This window comes from Pseudomonas sp. KB_15, from assembly GCF_052114525.1.
In the GTDB taxonomy this organism is placed as follows: Bacteria; Pseudomonadota; Gammaproteobacteria; order Pseudomonadales; family Pseudomonadaceae; genus Aquipseudomonas.
In genome coordinates, this window is the sequence record NZ_JBFREX010000044.1 from 22,555 (window position 1) to 45,006 (window position 22,452).

At 58.9% G+C, this 22,452-nt stretch carries 23 protein-coding genes; 9 read left to right on the plus strand and 14 right to left on the minus strand.

Translation table 11 applies throughout. From position 1 onward, the window contains the following. Window positions 1-107 precede the first annotated feature (107 nt). Window positions 108-1,286: an acetyl-CoA C-acetyltransferase gene (locus AB4Z35_RS24495; protein ID WP_442099914.1), complete on the minus strand. Its 1,179-nt coding sequence runs from the start codon at window positions 1,284-1,286 to the stop codon at window positions 108-110. A 64-nt stretch (window positions 1,287-1,350) separates the two neighbouring features. Beyond that, window positions 1,351-2,097, minus strand: coding sequence for an acetoacetyl-CoA reductase (phbB, locus tag AB4Z35_RS24500; protein WP_442099915.1), 747 nt, complete (start codon window positions 2,095-2,097; stop codon window positions 1,351-1,353). Between the two features lie 272 nt (window positions 2,098-2,369). Here phbB and AB4Z35_RS24505 point away from each other — a divergent pair, with 272 nt between their 5' ends. Continuing rightward, window positions 2,370-3,497 (plus strand): AraC family transcriptional regulator, encoded by a 1,128-nt coding sequence (locus AB4Z35_RS24505; RefSeq protein WP_442099917.1) that lies wholly within the window; start codon window positions 2,370-2,372, stop codon window positions 3,495-3,497. Between the two features lie 14 nt (window positions 3,498-3,511). Here the strand turns inward: AB4Z35_RS24505 and AB4Z35_RS24510 are convergent, their stop codons facing one another. Continuing rightward, the gene (locus tag AB4Z35_RS24510) at window positions 3,512-5,935 is read right to left on the minus strand and encodes a DUF3141 domain-containing protein (RefSeq protein ID WP_442099918.1); all 2,424 of its coding nucleotides are present in this window, start codon (window positions 5,933-5,935) and stop codon (window positions 3,512-3,514) included. Between the two features lie 250 nt (window positions 5,936-6,185). Here AB4Z35_RS24510 and phaP point away from each other — a divergent pair, with 250 nt between their 5' ends. After that, window positions 6,186-6,749 carry a TIGR01841 family phasin gene (gene phaP / locus AB4Z35_RS24515; protein WP_442099919.1) on the plus strand — a complete coding sequence of 188 codons (564 nt, stop codon included), beginning with the start codon at window positions 6,186-6,188 and terminating at the stop codon, window positions 6,747-6,749. Between the two features lie 35 nt (window positions 6,750-6,784). Here the strand turns inward: phaP and phaR are convergent, their stop codons facing one another. Together phaR and AB4Z35_RS24525 are read right to left on the minus strand one after the other, a co-directional pair. Continuing rightward, the gene (gene phaR, locus AB4Z35_RS24520) at window positions 6,785-7,318 is read right to left on the minus strand and encodes a polyhydroxyalkanoate synthesis repressor PhaR (protein ID WP_108230268.1); all 534 of its coding nucleotides are present in this window, start codon (window positions 7,316-7,318) and stop codon (window positions 6,785-6,787) included. Between the two features lie 70 nt (window positions 7,319-7,388). After that, complete coding sequence (locus AB4Z35_RS24525) at window positions 7,389-7,757, minus strand: VOC family protein (protein WP_007988019.1); 369 nt, start codon at window positions 7,755-7,757, stop codon at window positions 7,389-7,391. 180 nt (window positions 7,758-7,937) lie between these two features. Here AB4Z35_RS24525 and AB4Z35_RS24530 point away from each other — a divergent pair, with 180 nt between their 5' ends. Continuing rightward, a complete protein-coding gene (locus AB4Z35_RS24530) occupies window positions 7,938-8,498 on the plus strand; it encodes a DUF4174 domain-containing protein (protein ID WP_442099920.1) in 561 nt (186 codons plus the stop codon). Between the two features lie 133 nt (window positions 8,499-8,631). Here AB4Z35_RS24530 and ampC read toward each other — a convergent pair whose 3' ends face one another. The 3 genes from ampC to AB4Z35_RS24545 all read right to left on the minus strand — a co-directional run bounded on the left by ampC (window position 8,632) and on the right by AB4Z35_RS24545 (window position 12,616). Then, window positions 8,632-9,741 carry a class C beta-lactamase gene (gene ampC / locus AB4Z35_RS24535; protein ID WP_442099932.1) on the minus strand — a complete coding sequence of 370 codons (1,110 nt, stop codon included), beginning with the start codon at window positions 9,739-9,741 and terminating at the stop codon, window positions 8,632-8,634. Window positions 9,742-9,901: 160 nt separating this feature from the next. After that, complete coding sequence (gene gudD / locus AB4Z35_RS24540) at window positions 9,902-11,245, minus strand: glucarate dehydratase (RefSeq protein ID WP_442099921.1); 1,344 nt, start codon at window positions 11,243-11,245, stop codon at window positions 9,902-9,904. Between the two features lie 24 nt (window positions 11,246-11,269). Continuing rightward, window positions 11,270-12,616, minus strand: coding sequence for an MFS transporter (locus AB4Z35_RS24545; RefSeq protein WP_442099922.1), 1,347 nt, complete (start codon window positions 12,614-12,616; stop codon window positions 11,270-11,272). A 280-nt stretch (window positions 12,617-12,896) separates the two neighbouring features. Between AB4Z35_RS24545 and AB4Z35_RS24550 the strand changes: the two genes are divergently transcribed. Further along, window positions 12,897-13,607, plus strand: a complete 711-nt coding sequence (locus AB4Z35_RS24550) for a FadR/GntR family transcriptional regulator (RefSeq protein WP_442099923.1) — start codon at window positions 12,897-12,899, stop codon at window positions 13,605-13,607. 147 nt (window positions 13,608-13,754) lie between these two features. Here the strand turns inward: AB4Z35_RS24550 and AB4Z35_RS24555 are convergent, their stop codons facing one another. After that, window positions 13,755-14,657 (minus strand): DMT family transporter, encoded by a 903-nt coding sequence (locus tag AB4Z35_RS24555; protein ID WP_442099924.1) that lies wholly within the window; start codon window positions 14,655-14,657, stop codon window positions 13,755-13,757. Between the two features lie 95 nt (window positions 14,658-14,752). On the opposite strand from AB4Z35_RS24555, the gene AB4Z35_RS24560 reads away from it, so the two are divergent. Further along, window positions 14,753-15,616 carry a LysR family transcriptional regulator gene (locus AB4Z35_RS24560; RefSeq protein ID WP_442099925.1) on the plus strand — a complete coding sequence of 288 codons (864 nt, stop codon included), beginning with the start codon at window positions 14,753-14,755 and terminating at the stop codon, window positions 15,614-15,616. Between the two features lie 122 nt (window positions 15,617-15,738). On the opposite strand, the gene trhP is transcribed toward AB4Z35_RS24560, so the two are convergent. Then, window positions 15,739-17,064 carry a prephenate-dependent tRNA uridine(34) hydroxylase TrhP gene (trhP, locus tag AB4Z35_RS24565; protein WP_442099926.1) on the minus strand — a complete coding sequence of 442 codons (1,326 nt, stop codon included), beginning with the start codon at window positions 17,062-17,064 and terminating at the stop codon, window positions 15,739-15,741. 154 nt (window positions 17,065-17,218) lie between these two features. Here trhP and AB4Z35_RS24570 point away from each other — a divergent pair, with 154 nt between their 5' ends. Continuing rightward, window positions 17,219-18,280, plus strand: coding sequence for an AI-2E family transporter (locus AB4Z35_RS24570; protein WP_442099927.1), 1,062 nt, complete (start codon window positions 17,219-17,221; stop codon window positions 18,278-18,280). Here AB4Z35_RS24570 and AB4Z35_RS24575 read toward each other — a convergent pair. The 3 genes from AB4Z35_RS24575 to AB4Z35_RS24585 form a co-directional block, all read right to left on the minus strand. Beyond that, complete coding sequence (locus AB4Z35_RS24575; RefSeq protein ID WP_008004165.1) at window positions 18,277-18,468, minus strand: hypothetical protein; 192 nt, start codon at window positions 18,466-18,468, stop codon at window positions 18,277-18,279. The genes AB4Z35_RS24570 and AB4Z35_RS24575 overlap by 4 nt on opposite strands. A gap of 115 nt (window positions 18,469-18,583) precedes the next feature. After that, window positions 18,584-18,778 carry a hypothetical protein gene (locus tag AB4Z35_RS24580; protein ID WP_007988042.1) on the minus strand — a complete coding sequence of 65 codons (195 nt, stop codon included), beginning with the start codon at window positions 18,776-18,778 and terminating at the stop codon, window positions 18,584-18,586. A gap of 235 nt (window positions 18,779-19,013) precedes the next feature. Continuing rightward, entirely contained in the window at window positions 19,014-19,379 is a 366-nt protein-coding gene (locus AB4Z35_RS24585) for a hypothetical protein (RefSeq protein ID WP_442099928.1), read from the minus strand. A gap of 246 nt (window positions 19,380-19,625) precedes the next feature. Between AB4Z35_RS24585 and AB4Z35_RS24590 the strand changes: the two genes are divergently transcribed. Beyond that, window positions 19,626-20,444, plus strand: coding sequence for a shikimate 5-dehydrogenase (locus tag AB4Z35_RS24590; RefSeq protein WP_442099929.1), 819 nt, complete (start codon window positions 19,626-19,628; stop codon window positions 20,442-20,444). A 171-nt stretch (window positions 20,445-20,615) separates the two neighbouring features. Then, window positions 20,616-21,134: a cupin domain-containing protein gene (locus tag AB4Z35_RS24595; protein ID WP_442099930.1), complete on the plus strand. Its 519-nt coding sequence runs from the start codon at window positions 20,616-20,618 to the stop codon at window positions 21,132-21,134. Between the two features lie 181 nt (window positions 21,135-21,315). On the opposite strand, the gene AB4Z35_RS24600 is transcribed toward AB4Z35_RS24595, so the two are convergent. Beyond that, on the minus strand, window positions 21,316-21,960 hold the full coding sequence (locus tag AB4Z35_RS24600; protein WP_007997002.1) for a YceH family protein: 645 nt from the start codon (window positions 21,958-21,960) through the stop codon (window positions 21,316-21,318). 304 nt (window positions 21,961-22,264) lie between these two features. Between AB4Z35_RS24600 and AB4Z35_RS24605 the strand changes: the two genes are divergently transcribed. Further along, window positions 22,265-22,452, plus strand: a 188-nt coding sequence (locus tag AB4Z35_RS24605) for a glycosyltransferase family 2 protein (RefSeq protein ID WP_442099931.1), incomplete at its 3' end; no start/stop codon positions are given.

The following is a 22,452-nucleotide window of genomic DNA, read 5'->3' on the forward strand; positions in this document are numbered from 1 at the left end:
GACTCCGGCGTAGCGACGGCAGGAATGCGGGCAGCGTTGTCTGACGCCAACCTGATGCGCGGAACAAGGGTCCCAAGTCCGCGCATGGGCTACTCAGATGCTGTTGGTTAGCGCTCGATAGCCAGGCCGACGCCTTGTCCGCCGCCGATGCACAAAGTGGCCAGCCCCTTCTTGCCGTCGCGACGGATCAGTTCGTGCACCAGCGACACCAGAATCCGTGCCCCCGATGCGCCGATCGGATGGCCAAGGGCGATCGCGCCGCCGTTGACGTTGACTTTGCTGGTGTCCCAACCCATCTCTTTGCCAACCGCCAGCGCCTGGGCGGCGAAGGCTTCATTGGCTTCGATCAGGTCCAGGTCCTCGACGCTCCAGCCGGCCTTTTGCAGGGTCAGGCGTGTAGCCGGGACCGGGCCGATGCCCATGATCGACGGGTCCACACCGGCGCTGGCATAGGCTTTGATGCGTGCCAGTACCGGAAGGCCAAGCGCTTGTGCTTTAGCGGCGCTGGCCAGCAACAGCACGGCCGCACCATCGTTGAGGGTCGAAGCGTTGCCGGCAGTCACGCTGCCGTCTTTCTGGAATGCCGGTTTGAGTTTTGCCAAGGCTTGCGCAGTACTGTCGATACGCGGCTGTTCGTCGGTGTCGAAGACCAGCGGTTCGCCCTTGCGCTGAGGAATCAGGATCGGGGTGATTTCGCTCTGGAAACGCCCGCCCTCAATGGCTGCGGCGGCCTTCTGTTGCGAGGCGGCGGCGAAGGTATCCTGTGCTTCACGAGAGATCTCGTACTTCTGCGCCAGATTCTCAGCGGTGATACCCATGTGATAGTCGTTGAAGGCGTCCCACAGGCCATCCTGGATCATGCTGTCTTGCAGTTGCGCATGGCCCATACGCAGGCCGGTGCGTGCCTTGGGCAGAACATAGGGGGTCAGACTCATATTTTCCTGACCGCCAGCGATTACCAGTTCCGCGTCGCCGCAACGGATTGCCTGGACGGCGAGATGGACCGCCTTGAGACCGGAGCCGCAGACCTTGTTCAAGGTCAGGGCAGGCGTGGTGTGTGGCAAACCGGCCTTGATCGCTGTCTGGCGTGCCGGGTTTTGCCCAGCGCCGGCGGTGAGTACCTGGCCGAGGATCACTTCATCAATTTGAGCAGCATCGATACCCGTCTGCTCCAGCAAGCGGCGAATCACTGCGGCACCCAGTTCGGTCGCGGGAATTGCAGACAAAGCACCCTGGAAACTGCCAATGGCGGTACGAGTAGCGGCAACGATTACGACTTCGTTCATGCGTGACCTCATCGAAAAGACAAAATTCGTCGAGCAAACCAGGACATTCCTGCCCTGATCGGGGTTATTGCATGTTCATGCCGCCGTTTACCGAGAAATCGGCACCGGTGCTGTAGGCAGACTCATCGGAAGCCAGCCAGGCCACGATTGAGGCGATCTCCTCTGGTTGGCCAAGGCGACCGACAGGAGTAGCAGCGATCATGCCTTCGAGAATGTCCGGGCGAATTGCCGCGGTCATGGAGGTCTGGATGTAGCCTGGGGATACGGTATTGACGGTCACGCCCTTGCCGGAGACTTCCCGGGCCAGTGCCATGGTGAAACCATGGATGCCAGCCTTTGCGGCGGAGTAGTTGGTCTGGCCGAACTGGCCACGCTGACCGTTGATCGAGGAGATATTGATGATCCGCCCCCAGCCTTTGGACAACATGCCTTCAATGACCTGCTTGGTGGTGTTGAACAAACCCGTCAGGTTGGTCCCGATCACGCTGTTCCAGTCTTCCGGGGTGAGCTTGCGAAAAGAGGCATCGCGGGTGATGCCGGCGTTGTTGACCAGCACATCGATCGGGCCGAATTGTTCACGAGCCATCTCGAAAGCCTTGCGGGTTGACTCCCAATCGGTGACGTCACCATAGATGAACTCGAACTCATAACCCGCCTCCAGTTGGCTGGCACGCCAGTCGTTCTTGCGGCTGGAATCAGAGCTGCAGCCGACGATTACCTTGAATCCTTCCTTGTATAGACGTTGGCTGATTGCCGTACCGATACCGCCCATACCACCCGTTACCAAAGCAATGCGACTACGCGAATCCATACATCAACTCCATTTTTTTTGCGCTGCAGGAGAGAAGATTGTTCGATATCGACGGGCCGTGCGGAAGTGTTTGAAGGTGACGTTCTCCTGTCCATCGGTGCCACGCGGGTGTTTTGGCCTGCTGGCAAAAAAATGAGGAGCACCCATACTGGGATCAACTCTTAAAACTCAATGGATAGTTAATATTACTGAAACACTGTTGAAATATGTTCAGCGCATGTCAGTATCGGCTCCGGACAGGACGTTCGGTTCCATTGGTCATTGAGGACGCCATGTATAGAATGAGTTCAGGTTATGCCAGCATGCTGGCGAATACGTTTTTGGCCCAAGGACTGGACCTTGCCGGTCTGTGCCAGGAAGCGGGACTGGATGTCGGGTTCGTAGGTAGACCAGGAGCATTCTGCGAGCGAAGCGTTATATTTCGTCTTTGGGACCTGGCTGCTCAGGCTTCGGATGATCTGAATATCGGTTTGAAAGCCTACGGGGAATTCCATCCCAGTAGTTTTCAGATCGTGGGCTACACGATGATGTCCAGTTCGAATCTGAAAAGAGCGCTTGAACGTCTGGTTCGTTTCAGCCCGTTGATCGGTACCGGATTCAGCCTTTTCCTTGTCAGGGATCAGCAGCATTACCGATTGGCCAGTCTCGATCATCAGCAGCATGGCTCGGTCAAACCCCGGCAATACACGGATGCAGCCTTGGCTTCGCTGCTGGGTTTCTGCCATTGGCTGGCAGGTGGCAAGTCACCGCAACCGTTGAGTGTGGAGTTCACTTATCCCGAACCTGAAGACACGTCGGAGCATCAGCGGCTTTTTGGCTGTCCGCTGAGTTTCGGGGCGGCATATGACAGCATCCTGTTCGATGGCCAGGAGCTTCTGAGTCCGTTGAGAATGGCCAACGAGGCGTTGGCCACACTCCATGACAGTTTTGCCGAGGCTCAATTGGACCTGTTGTCCGGTTACTCTATCGTTGGCAGGATTCGCGCGCTGATTACCGAGCGCTTGAGCCAAGGGCAAGGCCAAGGGCAATGTGATATGGAATCGATTGCGGCAGCACTGAATATCAGCAAGCGAACGCTTCAACGAGGCCTTGAGAAGGATGGCACGCAATTCAAGGACGTCCTGAACGATGTGCGCCGGCAGATGGCTGACTTCTATTTGCGCCATTCTCATTTCAACATGAAGCATGTGACTTGCCTGCTCGGCTTCCATGATCACAGCAGCTTCCATAAGGCATGCATCCGTTGGTTCGGTATGACCCCCGGCCAGTATCGAGCCGACGAGTTGTCGCCTGTGGTCGAAAAAGTCGCGCGGGTCCGATCCATGAACCTCATCGGTCTGTCCAGAGATCATAAGGTCGCAGGCATCGCCAACGTCTACGCCGAACGAATACACCGCTAATCCCTTGTGAATTGTCATTGAGGCTTGGGGCCTGTTGTCCCTTTGCTCGCTTTGCGCTTCGGGGCTTTAACTACGATGGCAGGAGCGGGCAGTGGTGTGATCTGCGGCGACGCAGATGGCTGCGAAGGGGTCTCCTGCGGGATGACAACTGTTTCATTGGGTGGTTGGGTCAGGCTGAAGCCCGGCAGGGGGACTTCGAGCAACGCGTGCAGCTCACGCCAGAATTCGCCTTCAGCTCCAACGGTCGCCAGCAGTTCAGGCATCAATTGCCCAACGGCTGTCAGGACCTGTTGGCGTTCCTTTGCCTCAGGTAGCAACAAGGGCAGGCTGCGCAAGCTTTCTTGCGGGTGGGCGAAAACCAGCAGGTTCTGCAATCGGATGGCTTCGCGCAGGGCGGTGGGCTCATTGCTGTAGTCCTGGACCAGCAGGTGCACCTGCTGGATCAGCTTCTCGATGCTTTCCTTGCCCGCCTTGTCGCTGTCGCGGCCCAGCAAAAACAGAATCCGCACCAATGCTTCCAGGGGGCCGCCATGGGGCAGCGCATCCTGCAGGCGTTCGATCAGGGCCTGGTCCTGTTGGTCAGCATGAGCCTGGAGATTTCGCGCAGGCTTGTTGTTGGTGAGGGTACTCAGTGCGCCGTAAATACCGTAAAAACACAGCTCCTGAGTGGCGTCACGCACATCGCGATAAGCATTCAGGGCGTCTTGCATCTGGTTGGAGAACAGCTCCTGCCAGGCCAGCAACGGGTTGTCTTTGCGTGCGGGACGACGATCACTGCTGACTTGGGAGGCGGTCTTGGCTAACCACCATAGCGCCGGATTCAGGCTGCTCCATAGCACTTGCTGCTGATGGAAAGGGTGCGCCCTGCGCAACAGTTCGGCAATTGGCTCGTTGACGATCTGACGCAGCCACGGACGTATGAACCCGTCGTAAACCGCGCTGTTGATTTCAGAGGCGCGCTCCACCACAGAGAATTCGCGATCGTCATCACGGGCCGGCTCGAAGTCATCATGGATATCGGCGATTCGCCTTGATTCGAAACGCACTCGGTATTGCATGTCATCGCTACCCGAGGAGGTTGGCAGATCGTCAATCAGCATTTCATACAGTCCCGCCGGCAGCGCCTTGATGGTTTCGACCGCGCCGAGCATCCCGCGGTGTTCGCGCCGCGCCACTTTGCCGGAAACAAAAATACCTAAATGGCCGATGCTGGCGTGCCGCAGGTAGACGATGGTACGACCTGCGTCATGCAAAGCGAGATCGCTGGGATAAACATCGGCGATCCAGTTCAATGCCTGCTGGGGAGGGGTGATGTTGTCTCCGTAGGAACAGAACACCACCACCGGTACTTCGATCCGTTTCAGGTCAATGCCACTGCTCTTGCGGCCGAGGCCGCCGGACAATTGGTTGCCGATGAAAAGGTCATCGACAATCATCTCAATCTCTTCGCCATTGAGCAGGGTCGGGCTGCCCCACCAGCGTTCGAAGTCGAGGAAGCGCGTAGCCTCGCTGTCGACCTGGCTGAACAACTGGTAGTACTTAGCCCAATAGGTGTTGGCCGGGTCCAGGTTTTCGAAATTGCTGACCAGCCAGGTACCGTCAAAGCGGCCATTGCCCAAGTCGCTGCCCAAGCGAGCCATCCAGCCGCCACCCAGCAGGCCTCCGGTATAGCGCATCGGATTGCGTCCGTTGACACCGGCCCAGTATGACAAGGGGGCACCATTGATAATGATCAATCCCGGCAGTTCCGGTCGTGTTGCAGCCAGTCCCATCAACGCCCAGCCCGCCTGGCAGTTACCGATGATGATCGGTTCGCTGTTGGTCGGGTGAAGGGCGCTGACGACTTCGATGAACCGGGCCTGGGCTTCGACGATATCGGCCAGGGTTTGTCCAGGCTGTGGCGAGTGACTGAAAGAGATGAAATAGGTGGGGTGGCCGGCTCTGAGGCTTTCACCTAATACCGAATCCTGTTTGAAGCCGCCGATTCCGGAGCCGTGGCCGCCGCGTGGGTCAATGATGATCACCGGCTGGCCGTTGCTGTCGATTCTTTGCTCTGGTCCGGGGAGGATTCGCAACAGTGAATAGTTGACCGGGCGTGGGAGATCGGAGCCGGCGATCAGGGTTTCATGAGCGAACTTGAGCAGCAGAGGATACCCGGCGCGTTCATGGGCCAGCGTATTGTCGCCGCGCTGGCGCAGGGTGTCCCAGAACAGCAGGCTGCGTTGGCCGAGGTCGGTGAAGTATGCCTGCCAGTCAGTGGGCGTGGGTTGTCTGAGTTGACCCCGCTTCAGGGGCGCGAGGGTTTTTTCCTGGCGCTGGCGCAAAGCATCTAGGACGTTCAGGGTATTGAGGTGCTGCAGATGACTCAGGTGTTCGAACAGGCCACGTTGAGAGGAGGGTGTTTCATATTGCGATGCAATAATATCTTCCTGGCCCATGGTGATCTCCTGGCGTTATGCATGAGAAGCAACTGCCTGCGCCTCTTTAGTAAAGAGGGCTTGGCTGGCTGTTCGATGTCTGGAGTCTATAGCGAATAGAGGCAGGAGAAGAAATATTTTTGTGCACCGCACAAAAAATCATTGCTAAACGGATTTGTGCGCTGCAATATTAAGGCTAACGCGATGACCGGCAGGATCGCTATCGCGTCCTCAGGCCCATGTCGGCTTTTCAGAATCAGGAGATTCAAGCATGTCTTTTTTCAACTCGGAAAAATTGCAAGACGCTCAGAAAGCCAACCTCGACCTCCTGCAGCAAATCAGCGGCAAAATCTTCTCCAGTGTTGAACAGTTCAGCCAATTGCAGTTCAAGACATTGCAGGCCTCCACCGAGGAGCAGTTCGACGGCTTTCGCAAGCTGCTGGCAGTCCGTGATCTACAAGGGCTTGCTGAGCTCCAGACTTCTTTCATCCAGCCAAATGTGCAAGCCGAACGCCTGGCTGAGTTCAATCGCCAAGTGCAAGCATTGATTGTCGGCACTCAATCGGAAATCGCCAAACTGACCTCGCGTCAGGTCGAGGCGGGCACCCAGCAGGTGCAAGAGTTCGTTGAAGTGATCAGCAAGAATGCACCGGCTGGCTCCGAGCCTGTTGTGGCCGCGTTCAAGTCGTCGCTGGCGAATGCCGGTACCGTTTTTGAGAGCGCACAGAACGCCGTAAAACAGGCTGCTGACGTTGCCCAGAGCGGTTTTGACGCGGCGACCGCCGCAGCCGGCAAAAGCGCTCCTGGTGCCAAGGCTACAAGCGGTAACAAGTAAGTCACATTAGAGCGGTTACACTGATGGCGATGGGTTTACTCCCCATCGCCATTTTTTTTCGGCCCGCCACCGGCACCTGGCTTGCCTGGTGGCATGCCGCCGAACAGGCCGAAGAGGTTCTGAGTGTTCAGGTAGAGGTCTTTTGACTGGTCGACATACTGGCGCATCAAATCCTGCATGACCGGTGCTTGCTGGTGCATGAATTTGCTCCAGGCTTCAGAGGACTGAGCGCCGGTCTGGGACTGGATGTCGATGACCGTCTGGATGCTTTTATCCAGGTAGCTGCCGAGGACGCTCTGGTAGGGACCGTAGAACTGGATAATCCCCATGAGCATCTCGCTGGAGAATATCGGCTCACCACCACTTTCGGCTTCCAGAATGACCTGCAGCAAAATACTTCGGGTCAGATCCTCGCCAGTCTTGGCGTCGACCACCTCGAACGGGATTTTATCGACGACCAATTGGCGTATATCCGCAAGGGTCAAATGACTGCTGGTGTGCGTGTCATACAGACGGCGATTCGGGTACTTCTTGATCAGACGGGTGGTGTTCCGACTGTTATCTGTCATGCGGGGCTACTCACAGCGAGCCTGATTTGCAGGCATCTTATCCTACTCTGACCACTGCCAGTCCAATGCGTTATTCGCGGGTGAATATTTCCAGCAGATGCCCGTCCGGGTCATCGAAATACACCCGCCGTCCTCCCGCGTAATCATTGATTTCCCTTGGCCGCTGCTTGCCCGGATCCGCCCACCACGGCTGACCGTTGGCTTGCAGGCGTGCGAAGGCTGCATCGAAATCCTCGTCGCCAATCAAAAACGCATAGTGCTGGGACGCTATCGGCGGATCGTTGTCGTAGAAATCCAGTGACACGCCGTTATCAAACCTGACGACCAGCATCGGCCCGAAGGGCTCGGGGGCAGGCAGGCCGAGCAGTCCGGCCAGGAAGTTCGCCGAAACCTGCTTGTCCCGGCACCAGACGATGGTGTGGTTCAACTGAGCGCTCATAGGCAAGTCCTCACGGCGGATCATGCGGGTTGTCTTGAGTCTTCAGATTAGCCCAGCCTGTTGCGCAATGACCGCCCTGACCTAAGCTTGGGGCAAGGCGAAACACAATTGCGGTACGTCACCCGGAACGATCGCCGCGATGCGCAATCATTAGAGCGTGGATATCAAAAGGAGATGCGCATGCTGATCAGGTCACTGACCCTGGCAACCTTGCTGGCTATCGCCGGCCCCTTGTTCGCCGCCGATGACGGCTCACCGCTGGACATAGATAAGGGCAGAGTCCGGCCACTGATTGTCATCGCTCCAAGCACCGTTGATCCAATCTGGGTCAGCCTGAAAAAGTCGCTGGATGAGCCGGCCAATCGCAAGGGGTTCACCGACCGCAACATGGTGCTCTACACCGTGCTCAATCTGATGGGCCAGCGCGACGGCAAAGACCTCGGGCCACAAGACACGGCGGCGCTGATCCGCTCGCTCAAGCTGGGCGCCGGCGCCAAGACCAAGGTGATTCTGGTCGGCAAGGACGGCGAAAAGAAACTTGAACAATCGGACGCCATCAAGCTGGACGAGATTTTCAGCGCCGTCGATCAGTTGCCGGCGGCCGAGAAAGAATTTACGGCGACGGTGGCCGCTCCCGTCGCTGAAGCCGAGCCGGCTGTCAAAGGTGCCAAAGGTGCCAAGGCTGGAAAAAACAGCAAACTGGCCAAGCCCGCCAAACCGCCTGAAATGCCGGATGATTGAGTCGGAATTTCAGGTGGGGAGCAGAAGACCTGTGGGAGCGAGCTTGCTCGCGATGGCGTCGTAACAGTTGATATCAATGTTGAATGTCATACCGCTATCGCGAGCAAGCTCGTTCCCACAGACGGATCAGGAACTATTGGGGAAGGGCACTCAATATTCGATGGGCGATCCTGACCCGCTCTGCATTGGGATAATTCTTGTTGGCCAGCATCACAATGCCGATGCCCTTCGATGGCACGTACGCCACGTAAGCGCCAAAGCCACCGGTTGAACCTGTTTTGTTGACCAGTACGTTCTGCGGCTGCGCTTGCGGCGGGTTCAGCCACTGGACTTTGTGCGCCTCCATGGCCATCGGCGTGGAGTTGCCGTCCAGCAAGCGATCCAGTGTGATCGGGTAGCGATACATTTCCCAACCGAGGCCCTGGGTCATGTCGCCAACGGTGTAGTAGGCGCTATGAGTCAAGGCGATGGCTTGCTGCAACGGCTTTTCCAGAAACGCCGGCTTCATGTTTGCGCCGACGTAGGCCAGCAAGTCAGCGGCGCTGGTTTTCACCCCGTACGCCTCGGAATCCAGCGCCCCCGGACTGACCCGTACCGGCTTGTCGTTCTTGTTGTAGCCCTGGGCGTACAGCGCCATCTGGTCCTGCGGCACATGCACGTAGGTGTGCTTGAGGCCCAGTTTCGGCAGCAGGGTTTTCTCCATCAGGTCATCAAACGGCTGGCCCATGCTTTGGGCGGCAAGGTAGCCGAACAAGCCCAGGCTGGGGTTCGAATACAGTCGGTGGCTGCCGGGGGCGTAGAGCGGTTTCCATTGTTTGTAGTAGCCGAGCATTTTGTCGGCCGAATCAGATTCAGCAGGGAATTGCAGGGGTAGGCCGCCAGCGCTGTAGGTACCCAGTTGCAGCACGCTGATGTGATCGAATGCACTGCCGCGCAAGGCTGGCAGGACATGACTGGCCTTGTCCGATAGTGACAGCTTGCCCGTGGCCAGGGCGTAAGCGGCGAGGGTGGCGGTGAAAGTTTTGCTGACGGAGCCGATCTCGAACAGGGTGTCTTGCGTGACAGGGTTGCCGGTTTCTGTCGAGGCGACGCCATAGTTGAAATAATGCGCCTGGCCGTTGACGGTGACTGCTACGGCCATGCCGTGGATACCCTCGGCCTGCATCACCGGTTGTACAGCGGCGTTCACCACCGTCTCGATTTGATCCTGTGCCACGCACTGGCCCGCGGCAAATATCGCCATGCAAGCGGCGATGGTTCTCAGCCTGTCCATGTTGGTTTCATCCGTCGTTGATTCAGTTGCGCGTCATTTTAGGGGCTGGAGCGTCATGCTCCGAGCGCTTTTTAAAATCGGTCGCCATCAGGCGGCCACGCGCAACCATTGATTCAACGCACTTGGCGATTCAACGCACCAGGCAAGGCCGCTTGTTGTCGAACTTCCAGCCGGGAATCAGGAACTGCATCGCCACGCTGTCATCCCGCGCCCCCAGGCCCATGCCTTTGTACAACTCGTGGGCCTTTGCCAGTTGATCCATGTCCAGCTCCACCCCCAGCCCCGGCTTCTGCGGCACCTGCACGCAGCCGTCGACGATTTGCAGCGGGGCCTTGGTCAGGCGCTGGCCGTCCTGCCAGATCCAGTGGGTGTCGATCGCCGTGATCTCGCCCGGCGCGGCCGCCGCGACATGGGTGAACATCGCCAGGGAGATGTCGAAGTGGTTGTTGGAGTGCGAACCCCAGGTCAGGCCCCATTCGTGGCACATCTGCGCCACGCGCACCGAACCCTGCATAGTCCAGAAGTGCGGATCGGCCAGAGGAATGTCGACCGACTGCAACTGGATCGCGTGGCCCATTTCCCGCCAGTCGGTGGCGATCATGTTGGTTGCGGTCTTGAGGCCCGTGGCCCGGCGGAACTCAGCCATGACTTCACGTCCCGAGTAACCGTTTTCTGCCCCGCACGGGTCTTCGGCATAGGCCAGCACGCGGTGCTGATCGCGGCACAGGCGGGTGGCCTCTTTCAGTGACCATGCACCGTTCGGGTCCAGGGTAATGCGTGCGTCGGGGAAGCGTTCGGCCAGCGCAGTCACCGCTTCGATTTCGGCGTCGCCACTGAGCACGCCGCCCTTGAGCTTGAAATCCTTGAAACCGTAACGGGCATGGGCCGCGACCGCCAGACGGACCACCGCGTCGGCGGTCATGGCTTTCTCGTGCCGTACGCGGAACCAGTCGTTGTCGGCGTCCGGTTCGCTGCGGTAGGCGAGGTCGGTTTGCTGGCGATCACCCACGTAAAACAGGTAACCGAGCATCTTCACTTCGTCGCGCTGCTGGCCTTCACCGAGCAAGGCGGCCACCGGCACGTCCAGATGCTGACCAAGCAAATCGAGCAGCGCAGCTTCCAGGCCGGTGACCGCGTGGATGGTGATGCGCAGGTCGAAGGTCTGCAAACCACGGCCACCGGCATCGCGGTCGGCGAAGGTCTGGCGTACTTGATTAAGGATCTTCTGCCAGGTGCCAATCGGGCTGCCAACCACCAGGCTGCGTGCGTCTTCGAGGGTCTGGCGAATGCGCTCGCCACCCGGCACTTCGCCGACGCCGGTGTGGCCGGCGTTGTCCTTGAGAATCACGATATTGCGGGTGAAGAACGGGCCGTGGGCACCACTCAGGTTGAGCAACATGCCATCGTGGCCGGCGACCGGAACCACTTGCATGCTGGTGATGACCGGGGCTTTTGCGGTGTCTTGTGCGTTCATTTTCCAATCCTTAAAAAGCAGAATTCAGGCGTGGTTGGGTGCAGGTTTGCCCTGCGCCACGGCAGGTGCGGATTTCGGTGTGTTGCGAGCGGCAAACACGATGATGGCGGCGATGATCGAGGTCGCGGCCAGGCCGTACAGGCCGCCCTGAATGGAACCGGTGCGTTCTTCCAGCAGGCCGAAGGTGGTCGGCGCGACGAAGCCGCCGAGGTTGCCCACCGAGTTGATCAGCGCGATGACACCAGCAGCAATGCGCGCATCCAGATAGGCCTGGGGTATCGGCCAGAACAGTGACGAGGCTGATTTGAAGCCCAGTGCTGCAAAGCAGATGGCGACGAAGGCGAAGACCGGCCCGCCGGTGGTGGACATGAACATCCCGGCGGCCGCAATCAGSAGGGCGGCGGCAACCCAGGCTTGCTGGTGTTTCCATTTGGCCGACAGCGAAGCGAAGGCGTACATGCCGACAATCGACAGCAACCACGGAATCGAGTTGAACAGTCCGACCTGGACATCGCTCAGGTCGCCCATTTTCTTGATGATGCTGGGCAGCCAGAAGGTCGCGGCATAAATGGTCAGCTGGATAAAGAAGTAGATCAGGCAGAACAGGATGATCTGGCGATCCTTGAGCAGTTTGCCCAGCGACGGCTTGATGGGGGTCGCCGCTTCCCGGGCCAGTTGTTCGTCGTCGATGGCCTTGACCAGCGCGTCCTGCTCTTCGCGGCTCAGCCATTTGGCATCGTGGGGTCTGGAGTCCAGCCAGAACCAGACGAACACGCACAACCCCACCGAAAACATGCCCTCGATGAAGTACATCCACTGCCAACCGTGCAGGCCCAGCCCTTCGATTTGCAGGAGCAAACCGGACAGGGGGCCTGAGATCAGCGACGCGAACGCCGAGCCACTGAGGAAAATGGCAATCGCCTTGCCGCGCTCCACGCCGGGCAACCAGCGCGTGAAGTAGTAGATCACCCCGGGAAAGAAACCGGCTTCGGCCACGCCCAGCAGAAATCGAAGGATGTAGAAGTGGGTTTCGTTCTGGATGAATGCCATGCCTGCGGCGACCAGGCCCCAGGTCAGCATGATCCGTGTCAGCCAGATCCGCGCGCCGACTTTTTGCAGGAGGATGTTGGAGGGCACTTCGAACAGCGCATAACCGATGAAGAACAGCCCGGCACCGAGGCCATAGGCGGCAGCGCCAATGCCCAGGTCATGTTCCATGTGGGCGCGGACGAAGCCGATGTTCACGCGATCTATGTAATTGACGATGAACATGATGACGAACAGCGGCAAGACGTGACGTTTGACTTTGGCGATGGCGGACTTCAGCACTGAATTGGCGTCGTCCTGCTTCCCGGAGATGGATGTATTCACTGCGTTTTCTCCCACTCGTTATTTTTATGCGGGGTAAGGCTGGGTACTGCGTTGTTGATAGACATCATACAACTACATTTTTTCATCGTGCAACTGTGTTTTTCCAACAAAATGGCGCTGTGTCTGGGTCTTACTATTCTTTATACGGTGATCTCTGGCCTTTGAAATGGCTCTACAGGGGCGTTGTGATGAGTGTTGTCATACAAGTTGCGTGAGGTTTTTCAAGATTCCCGGCAGGCGCGGTGCTACGATTCGATAGCCCAGATTTCCGGACACCCTCATGCACGAAGACCTCGAAGCTCCCGCCCGCAAGCGCAGCCACAACCTGGCCCATGACCTGGTCGAAAAACTGACCCAGCGCATCCTGCTCGGCCAGCTGTTGCCCGGTGACAAGCTGCCGTCGGAAAACACCATCGTTCAGGAACATGGGGTCAGTCGCACGGTGGTGCGTGAGGCAATCTCGAAGTTGCAGGCCTCGGGGCTGGTGGAAACCCGGCATGGCATCGGCACGTTCGTGATCGAGCGCGCACCGGAGCAGGGGTTACGGCTCAATGTCGATACCGCGCTGGGGGTCCGCAGCATTCTGGAGTTGCGCATGGGCCTGGAAACCCAGGCGGCCGCATTGGCGGCAATGCGCCGCAGCGATCAGCAACTGGCGCAGATGCGTGAAGCGCTGGATGACTATCAACGCCTGCTGGCCAACAACGACAGCTGTGTCGAAGCCGACCGGCGATTTCATCTGCTGATCGCCGAAGCCACCGGTAACCTGTGCTTCACCGAGATCATGCAGCACCTGGGCAGTGCCATGATCCCGCGCACCCGGGTCAATGCGGCCGAGCGTGGCGCAGTGGACTTGAGCAAACTCGGCGAGCTGGCCAACCTCGAGCATGAGGCGATTCTCAATGCCATCAGGCGCCAGGACCCGGACGCGGCGCGGGCGGCGATGTGGCTGCACCTGAGCAACAGTCGTGACCGGTTTTCGCCCAGTTGATGGTCAGTGAAACCGCGTCATCGTTCATCGCGGGCAAGCCACGCTCCCACAGGATTTTATTTTTGCCGCAGCACTCGAGCACGACTCAATACCTGTGGGAGCGAGCTTGCTCGCGATCAGGTCGGATAGGCCAACACACAAGGCAGATCAGACCCGAACAATCTGAGCAACCTCAGCCCGCCGCTCCAGATTCAACGCCAGCACACTCACCAACACCACCAACCCGCCAACCACGATCATCAGCGTCGGTCGCTCGCCAAGCGCATAGGAGGCAATGACCATCGCCGTCGGCGGCGTCAAATACAGCGTCATGGTCGCCCGGCTCAAATCGACATGCGCCAGCACATAGGCCCAGGCCAGGTAGGCCAGGGCACTGGGGAATATCCCCAAGGCGATCACCGCAAATTGCACGTGCGGCGGCGCAAGGGCGACTTGATCCACCAGGCCGGGCAAGTAAACCATCAACAGCACGGTCCCGGACCACACGGTGTAACACACCAGCGTCAGCCCGTCGTAACGCCCGGTGTGATGCTTTTGCAGGGCAAAGTAGAGACTCCATGACACTGCCGCGAGCAGGATAAGCAAGCCGTGGGCGTCAATGCTGCCCAGGCCATGGTCGCCCGCCACCACAATCACCACGCCAAGCAGCCCGAGCAGCACACAACCCCAGCGCCACAGGCTCACCTGATCCTTGAACACGAAGCGCGCGATCAATGTGCTGAACAGCGGCGTGGTCTGGGCCAGGACGCTCGAAGCGCCAGCGCTGACGCCTTGCTGCCCGAAGTTGATCGCCACGTGGTGCAGGCTCACGGCAAAGAAACCCAGGCCGAACATCAGCGGTAAGTCTCGAAGGCTTGGCAGGCGAATGCCTTTGAATATCGCGACCACGGCCATGAACACGGAAGCCAGCAAGAAGCGCAGGAGCGCCAGATGCACGGGGTCGTAGGCCTGCAGGCCGATATGAATGCCGGTCGGAGAATAGCCCCAGCACGCCACGACAAACGCCATGGCCAGGATGATTTTCAAAGGGGAGGGCGTGAGTGGATTCATGGTTGGGCACCGATAGGAGGTGCACTGAGTATCAGAACCATGATCGTTCGCCACAACTGACTTATACTGCGCTAACCGTTCACTGTGGGTGATGTATGGAACTGGCACAGATTCGCATGTTCAAGACCGTGGCCGACGTCGGCAGCATTGCCCGGGCCGCCGAGTTGCTGCATTGCGTGCCGTCGAATATCACGGCACGGATCAAGTCGCTGGAAGCAGAGTTGGGAGTGGCGCTGTTTCTGCGTGAGGGTCGCGGTCTGCGCATCAGCCCGTCGGGGCAGACCTTCCTGGCCTACGCCTCGAAAATCCTCGCCCTCACCGCCGAGGCCAAGCGCGCGGTCGACCCGTCGGCCGAGCCCTCCGGACCCTTGCGCATCGGGGCCATAGAGTCGTCGGCCACCGGGCGTTTGCCACGTCTGCTGGCGAAATTCCACAAGCGTTTCCCACAGGTGGCGCTGGAGCTGACCACCGGCTCCTGGGGCCAGTTGCTCGATGACACGCTCAATCACAAGCTCGACGGCGCCATCGTCGCGGTGGATGTCGAGCGTTCGCACCTCAAGCGCACGCCGATGTACCGCGAAGATCTGCTGCTGATCGCCTCGACCTCCCTGGGGCCGCTGCGGGGCATCAGCGATTTGCAGGACCAGACCGTATTCATGTGGCCCCAGGGCTGTCCGTACCGGGCGGCGCTGGAGCATTGGCTGTTGCGACAGGGGCAGGCACTGCCGATTGTCAGCCTGGCCAGTTATGGCGCGATTGTCGGTTGCGTCAGCGCCGGGGCTGGCGTGGCGCTGGTGCCCAAAGGCATCTTCGATCAATACGCCAAAGGTGCGGGGTGCGCGGGGTTTGAGTTCCCCGAACTGACCGCCGTCGACAACCTGTTTTACTGGCACGAAAACGCCGGGGTGCACCCTGCGCGTGAGGCGTTTGTGGCGATGCTGCGCGAGGAATTTGCCTGACGCGGTACCTGTGGGAGCGGGCTTGCTCGCGATAGCGTTGTATCAGTCTACGTTGCTGGCGACTGACACTCCGTCATCGCGAGCAAGCTCGCTCCCACAGGTGTTTTGTGTGTATTTGAAGATCAAGACACACCCACATCCCGCATCAACAATCCAAAATCCAGATCCACCGCATCCGGTATCGGCAAATACACCGTATGCCCGTCTCCCGGCGCTACGTCGATCGCTTCACCTTTAGCGTTTTGCAACTGATGCAGGTCGAAGTGGAAGTTGCCCTTGGGCGTCATCAGTTCCATGTGGTCGCCCAGGCCGAAGCGATTCTTCACCTTGACCTCGGCCAGGCGATCCCGCCGCTGGCCGGTCAGTTCTCCGACAAACTGCTGGCGTTCCGACACCGAACTGCCGTTCTGGTAGTTCTGGTATTCGTCATGCACATGCCGGCGCAGAAAACCTTCGGTGTAGCCACGCTGGGCGAGGGATTCCAGGTCGGTCATCAGGTTGCGGTCGAAGGTCCGTCCCGCCACCGCGTCGTCGATTGCCCGGCGATAAACCTGGGTGGTGCGCGCGCAGTAAAAGTGGGATTTGGTCCGGCCTTCGATTTTCAACGAGTGCACGCCCATGTGTGTCAGGCGTTCGACGTGCTGCACGGCGCGCAGGTCCTTGGCGTTCATGATGTAAGTGCCGTGTTCGTCTTCGAAGGCCGGCATCTGTTCGCCGGGACGATTGGCTTCCTGTAACAGAAACACCTGCCCGGTGGACGCGCCGATGCCCAGGGTCGGTTCGGGATCGAATGTCTGGACAATCTCGCCGAACCGGTTTTCCGTGGCCGGTTGCGCCGAATATTTCCAGCGACAGGCGTTGGTGCAACTGCCCTGATTGGCATCGCGCCTGTTCATGTAGCCCGACAGCAGGCAACGCCCGGAATAGGCCATGCACAACGCGCCGTGCACGAACACTTCCAGTTCCATGGCGGGCACTTGCTCGCGGATCTCGGCGATTTCTTCCAGCGAAAGCTCGCGCGACAGGATGATCCGGCTCAAACCTTGCTGCTGCCAGAATTCGACGCTCGCCCAGTTCACCGTATTGGCCTGCACCGAAAGGTGGATTGGCATCTGCGGGTAGTGGCGACGCACCAGCATGATCAGGCCGGGGTCGGACATGATCAGGGCATCAGGCGCCATGGCGATGATCGGCGCCAGGTCCTTGAGGAAGGTCTTGAGCTTGGCGTTGTGCGGCGCGATGTTCACCACCACGTAAAAGCGCTTGCCCTGAGCCTGGGCCTCACGAATGCCGAGGGCCAGGTTGGCGTGATCGAATTCGTTGTTGCGCACCCGCAGGCTGTAGCGCGGCTGGCCGGCGTACACGGCATCGGCACCGTAGGCGAAGGCGTAGCGCATGTTTTTCAGGGTACCGGCGGGGGCAAGCAGTTGCGGAGCAATCAGGTTCATGGCGGGTCGATCGCAAAAGCCGCGCAGGGTAAACGCCTTGGCCCGAGGGTTTATTGATCTGGATCTATGCTTTGTTCATGGCACTCGTGCTGGCCGCGACGACCTAAGCATCAGGACGTACCTTTGCGTCCGGGCAGACTGGCATGGATCGGACATGAACGAAGAAACTCTGAAAGACAAATCGCTGACCGTCCTGCTGGCCCTGGTGAGCATCGCTTTCGTCTGGATTCTGTTGCCGCTGTACGGCGCCGTGTTTTGGGCGGTGATCCTCGGGATCCTCTTTGCTCCCCTGCAACGTCGGCTGCAACTGAAGTTCGCTTGGGGGCGCAACCTCACTTCATTGCTCACACTGAGCATCTGCCTGTTGATCGCGATCCTGCCTGTGATAGTCCTCGGCGTCTTCCTGGTCCAGGAGGGAACAACGCTCTACAAGAGCATCGAAAGCGGCGAGCTGGACATCGCCGGGTATGTGGCGCAGATCAAGCACAGCCTACCGCCATATTTCCAGCATTTGCTCGACCGCTTCGGCATCGGGGAACTCAATGGGCTGAGGGAGAAAATCATCAAGAGCGCGATGACCGGCAACGAGTTTTTCGCCACCCAGGCTTTCAGTTTTGGCCAGGGCACGTTCGAGTTCATCGTCAGCTTTTTCATCATGCTGTACCTGCTGTTTTTCTTCCTGCGCGACGGTGCGGAACTGGCGCGCAAGGTGCGCCTGGCGGTGCCGTTGCAGGAACAGCAGAAACGCCGTTTGCAGCTCAAGTTCAATCGTGTGGTGCGGGCCACGGTGAAGGGCAACCTGCTGGTGGCGATCACGCAAGGCGCGCTGGGCGGTCTGATTTTCTGGTTTCTGGACATTCCCAGCGTATTGCTCTGGGCGGTGTTGATGGCGTTTCTGTCGCTGTTGCCGGCGGTCGGGGCGGGGATTGTCTGGGCGCCGGTGGCGATGTTTTTCCTGCTCACCGGGGCAATCTGGCAGGGCGTGGTGCTGGGGTTGTTCGGGATCTTCGTGATCGGACTGGTGGACAACCTGCTCCGGCCATTGCTGGTGGGCAAGGRCACCAAGATGCCGGACTACATGATCCTGATCTCGACCCTCGGCGGCCTGGCGATATTCGGGCTGAACGGCTTTGTCATCGGCCCTTTGATCGCAGCCCTGTTCATGTCGAGCTGGGACATCTTCATTGAAACCAAACCGCGGGTGCAGCTGCCTTAGGCGCTGAGCCTGCCGGACTGGCCGGTGCCGATGCGTTGCGACAGCTCCCGGGCGGCGGGCAGCGAAGTGAGCGGGCCGCTGATCTGCACGCCATCCTGCACCAGATACCAACAGGCGAGCATGCCCAGCTCTCTGAGCTGTGCAGGGACGGCGCTGCCGATAACGGACATGATCTGAACCTTGGACATGACAAGTACCTCCATCAATCTGTGGAGTTACTTTAAGGTCAGGGTGCCTTGAGGGGTAATCAACGCTTTCGATAGTGGTCATTGATGCCAGCGGGGGCAAACGACCGTTGGTCGGTCAGCTGACCACCTGATCGAGCATATGAACCACTTCCTGCTCGTTGAGCAGGCCCTTGCGCACCAGGTTTTGCGTCAGCAGCGATAGAAACTTGGCGCTGCGATGACCTTCCAGGTGCTTGAGTTCGGTCAGTGCGTTGTAGACCTTGCTGGAGGTGCACAGACCGACGATGCGGTGCGGGTTTTGCGTTGGCATGTGGTCGTCCTTGTTGTTATCAACCTGTTATTGACGGACAGACCCGAGCTTGCGGACCTGACATGACATAAATATGACAGTTTGCTGCCGCACGGCAGAAACAATACCAGGTCAATCTTGCCAACTTGAGTCGCCAACGCTGTTCCGATAACGACCTTGGCGAGATTTATCCAGACCTGCACCGACAAAAGGGCATAAAAAAGCCCCGCTGTTTCAGCGGGGCTTGATGAGTCCGTTACCAGCGACCGTAGTGATGGCCGTAGTAGCCGCGAGGCGGGCCGTAGTAACCACCGGGTGGTCCGTAGTAGACCGGGGCCGGACGGTAGTACATCGGTTGTTGCACGTAGACCGGCGCCGGCTGGTAGTAAACCGGAGGCGGTGGTGCGTAATAAACCGGCGTTGGCTGGTAGTAGACCGGTTGCGGTGCGACATAAACCGGGCGGTTGGCGTTGATCAGGGCCGAGCCGACGATGGCAGTACCGACTATCGCGCCAAATACCGCCGGGCCTTGCCAGTAATTACCACCACCATGGGCTTGCGCCTGTCCTGCGATAGCGAGGGCGCCAATCAGCAAGGCTACTGTGGGGACTTTACGGATCATGATAGTTCCTCGGTTCTTCAGCCCGGCGCCTGTGTCTGCAATAGACCCAGGGATTGTCGCGGGGATACTTCTAAGACAGCGTTTTTTCGAAAATCAGCACAGCCGCTTGGTAAATTTTGTGTAAGGTCTGTACCGACTTTCTTACCGACCTGTGTAAGTCCGTGAAATCAGGCTTATATGATCGATCAGAACCCGATGGGGGGCTAAACCCGTCCATCCGAAAAGTGCATTTGAAGGAGCTTCCCCATGCAGATGAACCCCAACAAAGACACCCAGCTGTGCATGTCCCTTTCAGGGCGCCCCGGGAACTTTGGTCTGCGTTTTCATAATCATCTGTATGAACAGCTGGGCCTGAATTTCTACTACAAGGCCTTTGCCAGCCAGGACCTGCCGGGCGCCGTTACCGGTATTCGCGCCCTGCGGATTCGTGGCTGTGGCGTGTCGATGCCGTTCAAGGAAGCCTGCATCGCCCTGGTTGATGAACTCGACGCGTCTGCCGCCGCAATTCAATCGATCAACACCATCGTTAACACCGACGGTCATCTCAAGGCTTACAACACCGATTACATTGCCGTTGCCCAGTTGCTGGAAAAACACCAGGTGCCCAAGGACTCGACCTTTGCCCTGCGCGGCAGCGGCGGCATGGCCAAGGCCGTGGCGAGCGCCTTGCGCGATGGCGGGTATGAAAACGGCCTGATCGTGGCCCGCAACGAGCGCGCCGGGCAGGCACTGGCGCAGTCGTTGGGGTATGAGTGGCAGGCAGAGCTGGGGAGTCGTCGCCCGCAGATGCTGGTCAACGTCACCCCGATCGGCATGACGGGAGGACCGGAGGCCGATCAACTGGCCTTCGAGCCTGACGTAATCGAAAAAGCGGAAACTGTCTTTGATGTGGTGGCGATTCCCTCGGAAACACCGCTGATCGTGCATGCTCGTGCCGAAGGCAAGCGGGTCATCACCGGACTGGAAGTCATCGCGATCCAGGCACTGGAGCAATTTGTCCTCTATACCGGCGTGCGTCCGACGGACGAGCAATTCCACAAGGCAGTAGCCTTTGCCCGCAGCTAGTGTCCTGTGTGGGAAATAAGCTGTTCCATTTTGACGGCACCTGTGGCCGCCCGCCTGCGTTGCCACTCCTCGCCATAGCCCTGCTATGACTCGTCGCGGCGCCTTGCCGGACAGCCACAGGCACTCGTCAAAAGGAAACGTATTTCCCACACAGGACACTAGGAGGTGTCGATGCATCCCCCCATTCTCAATCTGAATTCAGTCGAACTCGAACCGCTGCCCGAATCGTTTGCGCCGACCGGTGAGACCGCCGGTCGCTATCAACAGCGTCTGGCCCGTGTCGGTCAGCTGCTGGGGGCGCAAAAGCTTGGTTATCGCCTGTATGTGCTGGGGCCAGGCATGCGCGGCAGCCCGTTTCACAGTCATCGGGTCAATGAGGAAATGTTCTACGTCGTGGCTGGGGAAGGGGAAGTCCGCCTGGGATCCGAACGTTTTCCAATCCGCGCCGGTGATGTGATTGCCTGCCCGCCGGGCGGGCCTGAAAGGGCGCATCAGATCATCAATACCAGCAATGGCGAGTTGCGTTACCTGGCCGTCAGCACCCAGCAATCGCCGGAGATCTGTGAGTATCCGGATTCCGGCAAATACGCCGTGATGGATGACTTCAAGGTGGATGCCGAGGGTAATGCTTCAGGTTTTGTCGCGGTGGCCCGGCAGGCGGATGGGGTGGATTACTGGGATGGCGAGTAAGCGGTACAGGATGGCGGTTACTTTGTGGCGAGGGGGCTTGCCCCCGTTGGGCTGCGAAGCGGCCCCATAACCAGGCACAGTGGTCATTCAGGAGCAACCTCGTCCACCGATTTTACGACGGCTGCGCCGCCGAACGGGGGCAAGCCCCCTCGCCACAGGGGTAATCATTAACAGGTAAAAATTACTCCAGCCGTGCCAACCGCTCTTCCAGCGCCGCAATCCGCGCTTCCAGCTCTTCTATCCGTTCAACCGAAACCCCGCTGCTGCCACGCTCGGACGGGTTGTTCCTTGCCGCCATGATCGCTTCGATATCTTCCGGATCGCCCAGGGCGTGTGTGTAACGATCTTCGCGCTGGCCCGCCTGACGCGCAATCAGCACGGCCAGACCCCGGGCAATCAGGCGTTCGAGCTGATGCACCACCTGTTCGGCGTCTTCGAATTCATGCATGCGGCCGCTGCGGGTCAGCAGTTCATTGACGGTCTGCGGGCCGCGCAGAAACATCAGCCCGGTCAGGATGACTTGCGCCGGCACCAGTTCCAGGGCCTTGTCAACCTTGTGCTCCCAGCGGTCGGCGCGGCTGCCCATCACCAGTCTGGTGAAGCCGCGTCCTTCAAGGGCGCGCAGGCTGTGGCCGACCTGGCCCGGTGTGAGGTTCATCACCGGCTCGCGGCTGGTTTTCTGGTTGCAGGCAATCACCAGGGCATTGAGGGTCAGGGGATAGGTTTCCGGGCTGGTGGCCTGCTTCTCGATCAACGAGCCCAGAATACGGATTTCCGTACTGTTGAGCCGCGGCTCGTCTAAAGTCGTCTCTTGGTCAGTGCTCATGGTTGTGCATCCTTACCCGATTCATGTTTTTCACGTGCGTGAGTGCACTTTAGATGGGCAAGCGCCAATGGCAACCGAATTCGCTGCGTCATTCGGGGAATGATGACAAAAAGTGTATGAAATATTAACGCCATTTTTACAAATGGCCGGGCACCGTATGCGGGGTCGCGCGCGAGTGCGTCCACAGGGCGGGATATTGTTGGCGTCTTCGCCCTGAATAGCTGAACCCTGCATCGAGTCGGCCGGTGTACGACACCTTGATTCGCCTCTGATAAAAGAAATCCAATAAGGCGAGAGAGACTCCATGAGCCAAGACATTTTTGTATCCGTATTGATTCCCGCCAAGAACGAAGCGAACAACCTCAAGCCGCTGCTTGAGGAAATCCGCGTGGCGCTGGCCGATGAGTCGTACGAAATCATCGTCGTCGACGATGGCAGCACCGATGCGACCCTGCATGAGCTGCGGCAGATCCGCCACGACGGCTTGAACAC